Origin of the sequence: Burkholderia sp. AU32262, assembly GCF_020419985.1 — a bacterium.
Classification (GTDB): Bacteria; Pseudomonadota; Gammaproteobacteria; order Burkholderiales; family Burkholderiaceae; genus Burkholderia; species Burkholderia semiarida.
Genome location: NZ_JAIZRS010000001.1, coordinates 154,791 through 169,172 on the forward strand (window position 1 = coordinate 154,791; position 14,382 = coordinate 169,172).

Genomic DNA, 14,382 nt, shown 5'->3' on the forward strand with positions numbered 1-14,382 from the left:
GATCATGCCCTCGCACGCGGCGACAGGAAGCGCGAGCCGGCCAGCCGGGCGACGCCGTCGCTCGACACGGTGATCGCAATCAGGATGACGGCGCCGACGATCATCTTGAACGCATACGGCGACACGCCGAGCAGGTTGAGCCCGTTCGCGGTAATCGATACGAGCAGGATGCCGAGGATTGCGCCGAGCACGGAGCCACGCCCGCCGCCGAGCCGCGCGCCGCCCAGCACGACGGCCGCGAGCACGTCCAGTTCGCGGCCGTACAGCGCATTCGGCACGACCTCCTGCACGTAGTGCGCCTGCATCAGCCCGGCGATGCCCGCCATCATCCCGAGCCAGCCGTATGCGACGTAATGCATCGTCGCGACATCGATGCCGACGCGCCGTGCGGCTTCCGGGTTGTCGCCCGTTGCATAGAGCTGACGACCGAGCGTCGTGCGGCGCAACAGGAACCACGTCGCGACGACGGCGATGGCCATCACCGCGACCGGCAGCCCGAGCGACGCGACGCCTCCCGTCGTTTCGACCTGCACGATCGCGATGCGATTCATCCACCAGTCCGGCAGGTCGTAGATCGACACGCCGCCCGTCACGAACATCAGCCCGCCGAAGAAGATATTGAAGGTCGCGATCGTCGCGACGATCGACACGACGCGGAACCGGTAAATGATCGTCGCATTCACCGCGCCGAGCAGGATGCCGAAGCCGGCAGCGAACGCGAAGCCGAGCGCCCAGTTGCCGCCGCCGAGCCGCATGAGCGACAGCGCGGCGAGGTATTGCACCACCGACGCGCCGACCGCGAACGAGATGTCGATGCCGCCCGCGATCAGCACGATCAGCAGCCCGACCGCAAAGATGATGTTGACCGCGCTCTGGTTGAGCAGGTCGAACAGGTTGGACAGCGTCAGGAAGGTCGGCGTCGCGAAGCCGAGGCCGACCGCCATCGCGACGATCACGGCGAGCAGCCACGCTTCGCTCGCGCCGATGCCGAAGGGTTGCAGGTTACGCATGAACGTCTCGCTCGATGTGGTCGATCGGCTCGCGGCCCGGCACGTATTCGGCGACGATCCGGCCGTCGCGCATGTGCAGGATACGGTCCGCGTTGAAGTAGACCTCGGGAATCTCGTCGGAAATCAGCACGATCGCCATCCCTTCCGACGCGAGCCGGCGAACGATCGCGAAGATGCCGGCGCGCGCGCCGACGTCGACGCCGACCGTCGGCGAATCGAGGATCAGCAGCTTCGGCTTCGTCGCGAGCCATTTCGCGAGCACGATGCGCTGCTGGTTGCCGCCCGACAGCGTCGATACCGCGTCGTCGGGACCGCCGATCTTCACCGCGAGCCGCGCGACCCAGTCGCGAATCAGCGCGTCGCGCCGCCGCGGCGAAATCAGACCCGCCGCACCAAGCAAGCTGTCGAGTACCGCGATCGCGGTGTTGTCGCCGATCGATTGCGGCTGCACCAGCCCCAGTTGCAGGCGGTCCTCCGACACATAGGCGATGCCGGCGCGAATCGCGTCGCGGTTGGAGCGCAGCGACAGCGGCCGACCGTCGAGCGTGATCGTGCCGGCATCCGGTCGCGTCATTCCGAACAGCGACAGCGCCAACTCGGTGCGCCCGGCGCCGAGCCGCCCCGTCAGGCCGAGGATTTCGCCGCGCCTCACCTCGAACGACACCGCATCGTATTCGCCGCGCCGCGACAGTCCGTCGACACGCAGCATGGCCGGTGCGGTCGACAGGTCGGTCGTGCGCACCGCGTAGTCGAAGGTGCGTCCCGTCATCAGTTCGGTGAGCCGCGTCTGCGTCATCCCGGCCGTCGGAAACGTGCCGACATGACGACCGTCGCGTATCACCGTCACGCGCGCGCAGACGTCGAGCACTTCCGCGAGCCGATGACTGACGAACACCACCGCGATGCCGTCGGCCGACAGGCGGCGCACGATCGCAAGCAGCGCCTGCGTCTCGGCGTGACTGAGCGACGCGGTAGGTTCGTCCATGAACACGAGGCGCGCCTGCGCCACGAGCGCGCGTGCGATCGCGACGACCTGCCGCTGCGCGATCGTGAGCGTGCGCACCGGCCTGTCGAGATTGAGCTCGACGCCGAGCCGCGCGAGAATCTGCCGCGCGGCCGTCTTCATCCGCCCGTAGTGAACCAGCCGCGGACGCGCGCCGAGGTTCTGCTCGAACGCGATGTTCTCGGCGACCGTCATCTCGGGAAACAGCGCGAGGTCCTGCCAGATCACCTGGATGCCGAGCGCGCGCGCCCGCATGGGATCGAGATCGACTGCCGGTTTGCCGTCGAAGCGGATCACCGCGCCGGGTTCCGGACGATGGACACCACTCACGATCTTGATCAGCGTGCTCTTGCCACAGCCGTTCTCGCCGGCCAGGCACAGCACTTCGCCCGGCATCACGTCGAAACGCACCTGCTGCAGCGCCTGCGCGCCGCCGAACGTCTTCGACACGTTGTCGAGCTCGAGCAGCGGCGCGCCGGCCGCGCACGCGGCCGATGGCCTGACCGACCGGCCGGACGCCGCGGCTTCGCGGGAATGGGCAGACATCATCGCTATGCTCCGTTACGGCCTGCAATCGAACAACGGGCGAGTGGAACGACCGCGTCACATGACGCGTCGCGCCGGGGTGCGTCGCTCACAGCCCCTGCTTCGCGAGATCGTCGACGGTCTTCGCGTTCAGCTCGACGAGCTGGTTCACGATCAGGTTGTGGCCGTCCGGATGCACGACGCCGAGCCCCGGAATCGTCGTGCCGTCCTTGACCGGCTGCCCCTTCGCGAGCATCGTGCCGAGCGTGACGAACACCTCGCCGGCCTGCGCCGGATTCCACATGTAGCCGCCGCTCAGCACGCCGTCGTGCACGAGGCGCCTGCCTTGCCCCGGGGAAAACGGCCCGAGCACGATCACCTTGCCCTTCGCCTGCCGCTCGGCAACCGCGCGCGCGGCACCGATCGGCCCCTGACTGCCGAACGCGAGGATCGCCTTCAGGTCCGGATGCGCGCGCATCAGGTCGAGCGCGGTCTTGCGCGAAGCGTCCACATCCTCGGCCACGCCGTAGCGGTCGCCCACGAGCTTCATGCCCGGATAGTTGGCCTTCAGGTAAGCGATCGCGGCATCGGCCCATGCGTTGTGCAGCGGTACCGTCAACGAGCCGACGAACACCGCGTATTCGCCCTTGCCGCCTACCGCGGCGGCGAGATTCTTCGCATATGCTTCGCCGAACCCCTTCGCGGACGCCAGCTCGAAATTCCAGTCCGTATTCTTTTGCTTCGGCGATTCGTGCGTGATGACCTTGATGCCAGCGGCCCGCGCGCGTTGCAGCACCGGATCGAGCACCTCGGCATCGTTCGGCACCACGCCGATCACGTCGACCTTCTGCGCGATCAGGTCCTCGATCGCGCGCACCTGCAGCGCCGGATCCGCGCTGGTCGGCCCGACCATGAACGCCTTCACGCCGAGTTGCTCGGCGCGCTTCCGGATGCCCGCATCCATCGCGTTGAACCATGGAATGCCGCCGATCTTCACGACGACGCCGATCACCGGCTTGTCGGGCGACGCCGACGCGATACCGGTTGCGAGCGCGAACGCAGCCACGCCCGCGCATACCGTGCGCAAGAAGTTCACAGACATGTCTCCTCCATCCGAAGGCGACCGTCGCCGGGCTCTCGAGCCGCGACATGGCGGTCAGTTGCTAAATCCATTCAGCAAACTGTTTCATGTATGCTGAATCCATTTAGCTCCGACGGGAAGCATGGGAAAACCCTGATAGGGAATCGCGTCCCGAAACGCATACCGTCGGCATCATCAGGACCAGAACGCACTCGAGGGGAGCAACGACGCAGATGGCCCGCACGACTACCGGACGCAAGTCCACGATCTACGACATCGCGAAGGCGACCGGCGCATCCACGTCCACGGTCAGCATGGTGCTGAACGGTAACTGGGCGCGCTACCGGATCAGCGAGGAGACGGCCGCCCGCGTTCTCGACAGCGCCAAGACGCTCGGCTACAACGTCAACCTGAGCGCGCGCGGCCTGCGCCTGTCGCGTTCGGGGCTGGCGGGTATGGTCATCCCGCACTACCGCAACCGATTCTTCGCGGGGCTCGCGGAAACCTTCGAGGACGAGGCGCGCCGGCGCGGCCTGTGCCCGATCGTCGTCGGCACGCAGCGCGACCGGGACGTCGAACTGAACGTTACACAGACGCTGCTCGCGCAGCGCGTCGAGTTGCTGTTCATCGCTGGCGTACGCAATCCGGCTCCGCTCAACGCGCTGTGCGACGCGGCCGGCATACCGTCGATCAACGTCGACCTGCCGGGAGAAGGCGCGCCGTCGGTCGTGTCGGACAACCGCGCGGGCGCGCGGGCGCTGACCGACGTGCTGATCGACAAGATGATCGCGCGCGGCAATTCGGCAAACGAACTGATGCTGCTCGGCGGCATCGCCGGCGAATACGCGACGGAGATGCGCATCGCGGGCTTTCACGACGCGTTCGCCGCGCGCGGCCTGCCGCCGCCGCCGCACGACGCGATCGAGCGTTGCGGCTACGCGCCCGCCGCCGCGCGCGAGGCGCTCGCGCGACGCTACGAGACGCTCGGCCGGCTGCCTGCCGGCATGCTGACGAACTCGATCACGTCGTTCGAAGGGCTCGTCCGTTTCGCGTCGGAGTTGCCGTGGGATATCTGGCAGCGCACGGTCGTCGGCTGCTTCGACTGGGATCCGTTCGCCGCGCGCCTGCCGTTCGACGTCACGATGCTGCGGCAGGACGTGCAGCGGCTGATTGCCGAAGCATTCGCACTGCTCGATACCAATGACGCCGAGAGCAGCGCGCCACATCCGGTCGTGATGGTGCCGACGCGTTTCATGCGCACGCTCGACGACGACATGCGCGCGAGCGACGAAGAGCCGGCCGGCTGACCACGCGCACGCGGCATGAAAAAAAACGCCCGACCGGCCTTGCGGCCAGCCGGGCGTTCTTCATTCAGGTCGCGCGACATCGCGACGCCGCGCCGAAACCGTGTGCGTGCGCTCCGGGCGAGCGAGTCTCAGGCGCTCACTTCACCCAAGCAAAGTAGTACGACAACCAGATCGTGAGCGCCGCGCCGATCAGCGCCGCATACGGCATCAGGCTCAGCCACGGCGCGCGCTTCGGCACTTCGAGCTCCATGTCGCGCTGCATCTGCGCCGGGAATCGGCCGCGATCCTGCCAGTAGTGGCGATACAGGAACACCGGCACGATCAGCAGCATCGCGATCAGCCCGTTACGCAACGTGCCCTCGCCCTGCAGGTTCGCGCCCGCGCCAACATAGACGAGGTTCGCATAGCCGCAGATCGAGCCCGCGACGAGCAGCCACGTCGGGCAGCGGAACGGCCGATCCCAGTTGCCGCGATCCATCCGGTGGATCCAGCCCGACTGAAGATTCAGGAATACGAACAGCATGTAGCAGACGTTCGAAATCGACAGCACCGTCATGTAGTCCGACATCATCAGCAACACGAGGTTGAAGCCGAGGTCGGTCCACATCGCGCGCGTGGGCGAGCCGTGCTCGTTCACGTGCGACAGGTACTTCGGCAGCCAGCCGTCGACCGATGCCTGGTACAGCGTGCGCGACGAGCCCATCATCGACGTCATCACGATCAGCAGGATCGACAGCATCAGCATCACGACGACCGCATTCGCGACCCACGCGCCACCGCCGACGATCTTCGCCATCGCGGCTGCGACGCCGGTGCCGTCGCCGATCGCCGGATCGAGCATCGCCTGCGTGCCGAGCGCGCCCTGGAACGCCATCGGAACGAGCGTCATCACGACGAGACACAGCGCGCCCGACCAGAAGATCGCCTTCGCGGTATCGCGCCGCGGATCGCGGAATTCACGCGTGTAGCAGACGGCCGTCTCGAAACCGTACGACGCCCAGCCGGCCATGAACATCGCGCCGAGCGCCATCGTCACGCCCTGCCCGTTCCACGCGCCGAAGGTCGCGGCCGTGAGGTTGCCCTGCGCGTCGTGACCGAGCGGCAGCAGCGGGAGTAGGTTCGACATCGGCACGTCGCCGGTGACGAACGGCACGATGCCGACGATCAAGAGCGGCGTGAGCGACGCGATGCCGAGAATGCGCTGCGTACGCGCGGCCTTCGACGCACCGCTGTGCTGAAGCTTGAACGTGATGAGAAGCAGAATCGTCGCGATGATGAACGTCGCGTTGATCCGCAAAGACAGACCGGGCTTGATGAATCCGAGATCCGCAACCTTGAGCTGCCAGTGCAGCACCGCCGCATTGGCGGGAAAGAGACTCGTGAGCGCATAGCTTGCCGCGAGGCCGCAGCCGAGCGCGAGCATCGGCGACCACGCGAGCCAGTTGCACCACACGGACACCGGGGCAATCAGCTTGCTGTAACGGACCCAGCCGATCGCGCCATACACCGACGCGCCGCCCGATTTATGCGGAAATAGCCCGGATATTTCCGCATAAGTCGCGCTTTGAACCAGCCCCATCGTGATCGCGGCGATCCAGATCGCCCACGCGGGCTGGCCGATCGTCGCGCATACGCCGCCGATCGTGAACAGCACGCCTGCCGGCACGCCGCTCGTTACCCAAAAAGCGTCTTTCCAGGTCAGGCCACGATGCAGCGTGTGGCCCGTCGAATCATGTGAGATGGTTGCCTCGACATCACTGGTGCGATTAGCACGCAGTCCTGCTTGACTCATCCAATTCCTCCTCTCGATCAGCGTAAGCGCTTCAACGTTTACGCTGCTCCGATACAAAGCGGGATGACTCCGCACAAGGGCGCTAGTGTAACAACTTACGCGCTTTTTTGCAGAATCCGAAAAAGAATTCCGGGATATGGCTGCATTTCATCCTCATTGTTTCGGATTCCTGCATGCCATTCCCGGCGTGTTGTTATGATGATTCGTACGACGTATGTCGGGAGACTTACTGCGCGCCTTCCGTCCACGCATTCACGCGGTCGGCATGCGCCGCGATCCACGCATCCGCGGCCGCTTCGGGCTTCGAGCCGTTCTGGATCGCCAGCATCACGCTGTCGATTTCACCCGGCTTCCACTGGAATTTCTTCAGGAACGCGACGACCGGCTTCGCCTTGGTTTCGAGGCCCGGATTCACGACGCTGTCGACGTGCTCGGCGCCGCCGAACACCTTCTTCGGATCCTCGAGGAAGCGCAGCTTCCACTTCGCGAACATCCAGTGCGGCGCCCAGCCGGTCACGATCACCGGCTTGTTCGCGCCGACCGAGCGCGACAACTCGGCCGTCATCGCGCTGCCCGAGCTCGGCATCAGCGTGTAGCTCAGCCCGTAGTTCTTGATCGCTTCGTCGGTCTTGCGCATCACGCCCGCACCGGCATCGATGCCGACGATGCGGCCGCCGAAGCTGCTCTTCTCGGCGTTCAGATCGTCGATGCTCTTCGCCTTCACGTAATCGGGGACGATCAGGCCGATCTTCGCGTCGGGAAAGTTCGCGCCGAGGTCGACGACCTTGCTCTTGTATTCGCTCCAGTAGGAGCCGTGCGTGACGGGCAGCCATGCGGACAACGTCGCATCGAGATCGCCGCGCGCGACGCCCTGCCACATGATCCCGGCGGCGACCGGCACGAGCTTCACCTCGTAGCCGAGCTTCTTCTCGATCACGCGCGCGGCGACGTTCGACGTCGCGACGCTGTCGTCCCAGCCTTCGACGTAACCGATTTTCAGCGTCGGCTTCGTATCGGCGAGCGCCGATGCGCTCAGTGCCGCCATCGCCGACAGCGCGCCGGCCCAAAACAGTTTTCCGAACAATTTCATGGTCGATCTCCTTGGTCTGCGCACCGTGCGCGTTGTCTCTCTAGGTTCTTCAACCACAAATCCGCGGTATCGTTGTTTTCCGACAGATGCTTGTCCGGACGCGACGCGCCCGGACAGCCGATGGCGCCTTCGACTACTTGTCGATCACGAGATCCGACAGCGGCTTGCTGCAGCACAGCAGCACCATCCCCTGATCGATCTCGCGCTGGCGGATGCCGCCGTTGTGTTTCATCTCGACCTGCCCCGACACGAGCTTCACCTTGCACGTACCGCACATGCCCTGCGTGCACGATGCCGGCAGCCGCACGCCCGACTGGCGCGCCGCGTCGAGCACGTGCTGCTCCGAGCCGCACGAAATCTCGCGATTGCTCTTCGCGAAGCTGACCGTGTACTGCTTCGTGCCGGCGGCGTCGCCTTCGGCCGGCGGCGCGAGATCGGCCAGCAGCTCGTCGCTCGCGGTCTGCGCGAGCGTCTCGAACGAGAAGCTTTCCTCGTGATACTGCTTGCGATCGAAGCCGGCTTCGTCGAGCAGGTCGCGCACCGCCTTCATGTACGGTGCGGGGCCGCACGTGAAGATTTCGCGTTCCATGAAATCCGGCGCGATCAGCTTCAGCAGCGGCAGCGTCAGGAAGCCGGTGACGCCCGGCCAGTTGGTGCGTGCGCCGACGCGCTCGACGACGAACGACGTGCGGAAATTCGTGTGGTTCGACGCGATCAGGTCGAGCTCGCGCGCGAAGATGATGTCGTCCGGCGTGCGTGCGCTGTGCACGAACAGGATGTCGCGATCTTCCGCGAGATCATGGTGTGCACGGCTCATCGACATCAGCGGCGTGATGCCCGAGCCTGCCGACAGGAACAGGTACTTGCGCGCCGGATGCCTTGCACACGTGAATTCGCCGGCCGGGCCGAGCACGCGCACCGACGCGCCCGGCTGCAGGTTGTCGTGCAGCCAGTTCGACACCTTGCCGCCCGGCACGCGCTTCACCGTGATCGACACCGTGTGCGGCCGCGCCGGCGACGACGAGATCGTGTAGCAGCGGTTGATCGTTTCGCCGTCGATGTCGAGCTCGAGCGTGAGGAACTGCCCGGGCTCGAACGAAAACGTGCGGCCCTGCGGCGAACGGAAGAAGAAACTCTTCACGTCGTGCGTTTCCTGCCGTACGTGGCAGCACACCAGCGTTTCCTCGACGTCGCTCGTCCAGCGCTCGGGCAGCGCGTTCCAGAACGCCGGGCGCGTCACCCGGCTGTCCGCCGGCTCGAAATTGGCCGCATCTCGCATCATGTCAGCCTCCGCAGGGCCGCCCCAAGGAGGCTGACCGCCCCCGCGGGCGGCAGTGAACGAAGTAAACGTGAGGGTCGTTTCATCAGTTGCTCCGCTTGCTGTTCCGCTGACGACTACGCGCCGGTTTGTTCGGCGAGCCGGCCGATGTACCAGGCCGAGAATTTTTCGACGAGACCTTCCGTGTACGGCGAATACGGGCCCGGCTCGTACGCACTGCTGGTCGCGCCGCGCTGCGAGAATTCGACGAGCGCGCGATCCTGGTCGTTGGTCGCGTTCCACACGGCCGTGAGGTTCTTCACGTCGTAGTCGATGCCTTCCTTCGCGTCCTTGTGCACGAGCCACTTCGTGCGCACGAGCGTCTTGCCGGCCGACAGCGGGATCACCGAGAACGTCACGATGTGATCGCTCATGAAGTGGTGCCACGAGTTCGGCTGCGTCCAGAACGACAGCCCGCCGAGGTCGGCCTTGTCGAAGCCGCCGAGCAGCTTCTTCGACGCGACCTTCGCGTCGAGCGTCTGCGATTCGCCGTGGCGGTCGAGCGGCAAGCGCTGCGTGCGGAAACCCGTCACGTCGAGCAGCTTTTCGATTTCGGCGGACGGCAGGCCCATCTCCGCCCACTCCTTGCCGCGGCGCACGCAGGTCTCGGCGAAAGCGTCCATGCCTTCGGCGTTCGCGTCGGAACGCTGGTAGCCGAAGCCGTATTCGTACAGCGAGATCGTCAGCTCCGGATGGTTCGCGACGCAGTGATAGCACTCGCGGTTGTTCTCCATCGTGAGCTTCCAGTTGCCTTCCTCGATGATGTCGATCTGCGCGGCGATCTTCGTGTTCGGCAGATCGTGCGGCAGCAGGTACGGTTCCATCTCGGCGCGCATCTGCGCGAAATCGATGGGCGGCTCGTCGGCGAGGCAGATGAAGATCAGGCCCGCGAGGTTCTCGACGTGCACCGACTTCAGGCTGTGCTTGCAACGGTCGAACTTCTCGCCCATGTGCTCGGCGAACATCAGTTGGCCCGTCAGGTTGTAGGTCCAGCTGTGGTACGGGCACACGATGTTGCCGACCGAGCCTTTATCTTCGTTGCACAGGCGCGCGCCGCGGTGACGGCACACGTTGTGGAACGCGCGGATCGCCATGTCGTCGTCGCGCACGATCAGGATCGAATCGTTGCCCAACTGCACGGTCACGTAATCGCCCGGCTCGGGAATGTCCGGTTCGATCGCCACCTGGATCCAGTGCTGGCGGAAAATCGCCTCCATGTCGAGCGCGAAAATGTCCTCGCTCGTGTAGAACGGCGCTTCGAGGCTGTAGCCTGCCTTGCGGCGTTCGATCAATGCACGAATGTCTGCCGATACTTTCATCGTTTGCTCCGGATTCCTTGCATCCCTGGGTTCTTGCCGACAGGCATCAAAATCAGTAGTCGATGAGCTGATGCTCGCGCAAATACGCAAGGATCACTTGTGCTTTTTCGACCGAACTCCCTTCATTTACGACGTTGCCGCCACGGCTTTCGGTCGTCGTCGCGGACAGCATCCGGGCATGCCCGGAGCGCTTCTCGGCGGCGACCAGTTTTACGGGTTTACGCTCGACCGGGCCGACCGTCCACGCGGTGGCGTCGGCGTCCGCGCCGCTCGCCGCGAGCGCCGGCCGGATCGCGCCGGCGCGCAGCCGCGCATAGGCATAGCGCGGCTCGACACCGGCGAGCGGATGGACGGCCACGACGGCCGGCAGCGCCGCGTCGACGCGCCGCCGCAGCCCTTTCGGCAAAAATTGCCGGACTGCCACGCGACCGCCATCGACCGTCACGTCGACGGCCGAGCCGACGAGCGGATAGCCGAGCGCCGCGGCGACGCGGTACGGCAGCATCCCGGTGTCGTACGCGCCCTCGGCGCGCGTGCCGGTCAGCACGAGGTCGTAGCCTTCGATGCGCGCGGCGAGCGCGTGCACGGCATCGTCGCCGTCTCGGCAGGCCAGCACTTCGACCTCCCGCGCGCCGAGCGCCAGATACTCGGCGAGCGCGGCGTTGGCGGGGTCGCCCGCGTGGATCACGTCGAGCGTCGCGCGATGTTTTTCCGCGAGCTGGCGGCCGGTTTCGAGCGCAGCCGCATCGTTGCGGCTGTAGCGCGCGACGCCGCTGACCGGATGCCGGCCGACGGACACGAGCACCGCGATGCGTTGCAAGGGGCGAGGGGCATTCATGCGGCGACTCCTTCGGGTTCACGGGTACCGACCGCGGCCGGCGATTCGCCGCGCGCGGCCCGCGCGGCCTGGACCTGTTCGATCAGCGCGGCGATCGTCGCCTGCGCGTCGCCGACCACCGTCAGGTTCGCGCGCTTCGCGATCGGCGCGCTGCCGTCGAGGTTCACCGCGATCACGTGGCGGCAATCCTTGATCCCCTGCAAATGCTGCACCGCGCCCGAGATGCCAAACGCGATGTACACGCTCGCCTCGACCGTCTTGCCGGTCGCACCGACCTGCTTGTCGCGCGTGAAGTGGCCGTTGTCGACCGCGACGCGGCTCGCGCCGATCGCCGCGCCGAACACGCCGGCCAGCCGCTCGAACGCAGCGATGTCGGACACGCCGTTGCCGGCCGACACGATGAAATCGGCTTCCTCGAGCGCGACCTGGGCCGCATCGATTTCGTCGAGGCCGAGATCGCGGTACGGCTGCGCGGCGTCATGCGCCGGGCGGATGAAATCGGCAGCCACGCGTTCGCCGGCGCCGACGAACGGCAGCTTCGCCTCCACCGCGTTCTGCGCGAGCAGGATCACGTCGGGCAGCGCACGGGTCGCGAACGCGCGCCCGGCCTGCGCGTACGCGCCCACGTGCTTCGCGTCGATCTCGACGACGTGGGTCGCGACGCTCGCGCCGGCCGCCGCCGCGTAACGGCGGCCGAGATCGCCGTCACCGGTCGCGTTGTCGGGCACGAACACATGCTTCGGGGCGAGCGCGGCCACACAGGCCTGCAATGCTTGCAGTTCGCTTTCGGGATCGAACGCGCGGCGATCGAAGCCGGTCAGCTCGAGCAGCTTGTCGACACCCAGTTCGGCCACGTCGTCCTTGAGTTCGCCGAACGCGAGCAGCGCGACTTCGGTCTGCGCATCGGCGAGCACGGCCGCGGCGGCGATCGCCTGCCGCGAATGGTCGTCGAGCGCGCCGCGTTCGGCATGGGCGACCACCAGCATCACGTGCTTCGGATCCTGCAGCGCACGGCGCGGCTTCGCCGCCGCGGCGCCATGACCGTGCGCGGACCACTGCGCGGCGTTCGCATCGGCGCTGCCTTCCTCGCCGAGCGTGATGCGCTTCAGGCCGGCGGCCGTGATGATGAACGGCCGGCGCGGATCGATTCGTTTGATCGTATTCATCGATTCACTCCAGCGAGGCGGCGACGAGTTCGGCGACGTCGAGCACGTCGGGGCGCGGGCCCACGACGCCTTCGAGCATGGCCGTGCAGTTCGGGCACGCAACCGCGACCACGTCCGCGCCGAGCGTGCGTGCGTCGGCGATGCGGATGTCCGGGATGCGCTGCTTGCCGGGGATGTCGGTGAGCGGCGCGCCGCCGCCACCGCCGCAGCAGCGGCCGCGCATGCCGTTGCGCTCCATCTCGACGACCTGGATGCCGATCGTCTTCAGCAGCTTGCGCGGTGCTTCCGTCTCGCCGTTGTAGCGGCCGAGGTAGCACGGGTCGTGATACGTGGTGCGCTTCTCCTGCAGCGCCTCGACCGCCTTCGGCGCGATCTTGCCGCTGTCGGCCAGTTCGGCCAGATACGTCGTGTGATGCTTGACCGTCACGCGCAGCCCGAGCGCACGGTATTCGTTGCGCAGGCTGTGCATCACGTGCGGGTCGGCCGTCACGATCTGCTTGTACGACAGCGTGCCGAGCGTGCCGATCAGGCGCTTCGCCATCTGCTGGAACGTCGCTTCGTCGCCGAGCCGGCGCGCGACGTCGCCCGTGTCGGTCTCGGTCGGGCCGAGCACCGCATAGTCGACGCCCGCCTTGTTCAGCACCTTCACGAACGCACGCAGCGTGCGCTGGTAGCGCATGTCGAACGCGCCTTCGCCCGCGACGAACAGCACGTCGACCGGCTTGCCGGGCTGCGCGACGGGTGCGCTCAGGTCGACCGACCAGTCGTAGCGCGCGGCCGTGTCGTAGCCGCCCATCGTGCCCGTCTCGCGCAGGTTCGCGAGTACTTCCTGGCCCTTGCCCGGCACCGTGCCGTGCACGAGCGTGCGGTTGCGGCGCATGTCGACGATCGCGTCGACGTGTTCGATCAGCATCGGGCATTCCTGCACGCACGCGCGGCAGGTGGTGCACGACCACAGCGTCTGTTCCTCGATCAGGCCCGACACGATCGGGCCGTTCGGCTCGCCGCGATGCTGGCCGACAGGCAGGCCCGGCGTCGGGCTGCCCGCGTACGCCGCATCGGTGCCGCCGGCCATCCCGACGACGAGATCCTGGATCAGCTTCTTCGGGTTCAGCGGCTGGCCCGACGCGAACGCGGGGCATGCGGCTTCGCACTTGCCGCACTGCACGCATGCGTCGAAGCTCAGCAACTGGTTCCAGCGGAATTCGACCGGCTTCGCGACGCCGTACTCCTGATGCTCGATGTCCGGCAGCTTCAGCGCGGTCGGCGGCGTGGCCGTGCCGTTGCCGGTGAACGATTCGCGGGTGGCCGCGAAACGCTCCTGGCGCGGGTGAAACGCGAGGTGCAGCAGGCCGGCGATCGCATGCTTCATCGGGCCGCCTTTCGCCGCGCCGACCGTCATCGTGAACGCGCCGATGCCGATCAGCAGCGCGCAGAGCACCGCGAACGCACCCGACATCGCGCCGGTCGGCACCAGCATGAACAGCACGAGGCCGAGCGCGAACGAACCGAGCAGCCAGGGCAGCGTATTCCACGGGCCGCGCGACAGGCGCGCCGGCACGTTCTTCGCCGCGCGGCGACGCCACACGAACACCGCGCCGACCAGCATCGCGAGCGCCGCGAGGAAGATCAGCTTGTCGAGCCACGGCGAGTAGATCGCGAGGCCGTAGTTGACGAACACCAGCGCGAGCGCGCCGATCGCGCCGCCGGCGGTCGCGACGTGGGTCTTCGCGATGTACGGATCGCGGGCGACCACGTGGTGCAGGTCGACGAAATAACGCTTCGGGATCGCGAACAGGTTCGCGACGCCGAACGCGCCGGGCGCGGTGGCGCGGCCCAGACGCCAGTAGGACGAGCGCTTCGCGACCGCGAACGCGAGCCCCGCCACCGACAGCCACAACAAGGCGGTAATGAGGAAGGACGGATTCATCTT

Annotated in this window: 11 protein-coding genes; 1 reads left to right on the top strand and 10 read right to left on the bottom strand. The window is 66.7% G+C overall.

The features are described from left to right. Positions 1 to 2 precede the first annotated feature (2 nt). The 3 genes from LGN10_RS00640 to LGN10_RS00650 all read right to left on the bottom strand — a co-directional run bounded on the left by LGN10_RS00640 (position 3) and on the right by LGN10_RS00650 (position 3,640). Positions 3 to 1,010: an ABC transporter permease gene (locus tag LGN10_RS00640; RefSeq protein ID WP_226221188.1), complete on the bottom strand. Its 1,008-nt coding sequence runs from the start codon at positions 1,008 to 1,010 to the stop codon at positions 3 to 5. Continuing rightward, positions 1,003 to 2,562, bottom strand: coding sequence for a sugar ABC transporter ATP-binding protein (locus LGN10_RS00645; protein ID WP_226221189.1), 1,560 nt, complete (start codon positions 2,560 to 2,562; stop codon positions 1,003 to 1,005). Before LGN10_RS00645 ends, LGN10_RS00640 begins: the two co-directional genes overlap by 8 nt. 85 nt (positions 2,563 to 2,647) lie before the next feature. Beyond that, a complete protein-coding gene (locus LGN10_RS00650) occupies positions 2,648 to 3,640 on the bottom strand; it encodes a substrate-binding domain-containing protein (protein ID WP_059584368.1) in 993 nt (330 codons plus the stop codon). Positions 3,641 to 3,852: 212 nt separating this feature from the next. Between LGN10_RS00650 and LGN10_RS00655 the strand changes: the two genes are divergently transcribed. Next, positions 3,853 to 4,926, top strand: a complete 1,074-nt coding sequence (locus LGN10_RS00655; protein WP_226221194.1) for a LacI family DNA-binding transcriptional regulator — start codon at positions 3,853 to 3,855, stop codon at positions 4,924 to 4,926. 136 nt (positions 4,927 to 5,062) lie between these two features. On the opposite strand, the gene LGN10_RS00660 is transcribed toward LGN10_RS00655, so the two are convergent. The 7 genes from LGN10_RS00660 to LGN10_RS00690 all read right to left on the bottom strand — a co-directional run bounded on the left by LGN10_RS00660 (position 5,063) and on the right by LGN10_RS00690 (position 14,379). After that, positions 5,063 to 6,718, bottom strand: a complete 1,656-nt coding sequence (locus LGN10_RS00660) for an APC family permease (RefSeq protein WP_226221196.1) — start codon at positions 6,716 to 6,718, stop codon at positions 5,063 to 5,065. 226 nt (positions 6,719 to 6,944) lie between these two features. Next, complete coding sequence (locus tag LGN10_RS00665; RefSeq protein WP_059642386.1) at positions 6,945 to 7,808, bottom strand: glycine betaine ABC transporter substrate-binding protein; 864 nt, start codon at positions 7,806 to 7,808, stop codon at positions 6,945 to 6,947. A gap of 133 nt (positions 7,809 to 7,941) precedes the next feature. Beyond that, the gene (locus LGN10_RS00670) at positions 7,942 to 9,090 is read right to left on the bottom strand and encodes a hybrid-cluster NAD(P)-dependent oxidoreductase (protein ID WP_059583194.1); all 1,149 of its coding nucleotides are present in this window, start codon (positions 9,088 to 9,090) and stop codon (positions 7,942 to 7,944) included. A gap of 113 nt (positions 9,091 to 9,203) precedes the next feature. Further along, positions 9,204 to 10,445, bottom strand: coding sequence for an aromatic ring-hydroxylating oxygenase subunit alpha (locus LGN10_RS00675; RefSeq protein WP_226221198.1), 1,242 nt, complete (start codon positions 10,443 to 10,445; stop codon positions 9,204 to 9,206). A gap of 52 nt (positions 10,446 to 10,497) precedes the next feature. Then, a complete protein-coding gene (locus LGN10_RS00680; protein WP_059583197.1) occupies positions 10,498 to 11,283 on the bottom strand; it encodes an electron transfer flavoprotein subunit beta/FixA family protein in 786 nt (261 codons plus the stop codon). Further along, positions 11,280 to 12,449, bottom strand: a complete 1,170-nt coding sequence (locus LGN10_RS00685; protein ID WP_226221200.1) for an electron transfer flavoprotein subunit alpha/FixB family protein — start codon at positions 12,447 to 12,449, stop codon at positions 11,280 to 11,282. Before LGN10_RS00685 ends, LGN10_RS00680 begins: the two co-directional genes overlap by 4 nt. Positions 12,450 to 12,453: 4 nt before the next feature. Further along, positions 12,454 to 14,379, bottom strand: coding sequence for a (Fe-S)-binding protein (locus LGN10_RS00690; RefSeq protein WP_226221201.1), 1,926 nt, complete (start codon positions 14,377 to 14,379; stop codon positions 12,454 to 12,456). Between the last annotated feature and the right edge of the window lie 3 nt (positions 14,380 to 14,382).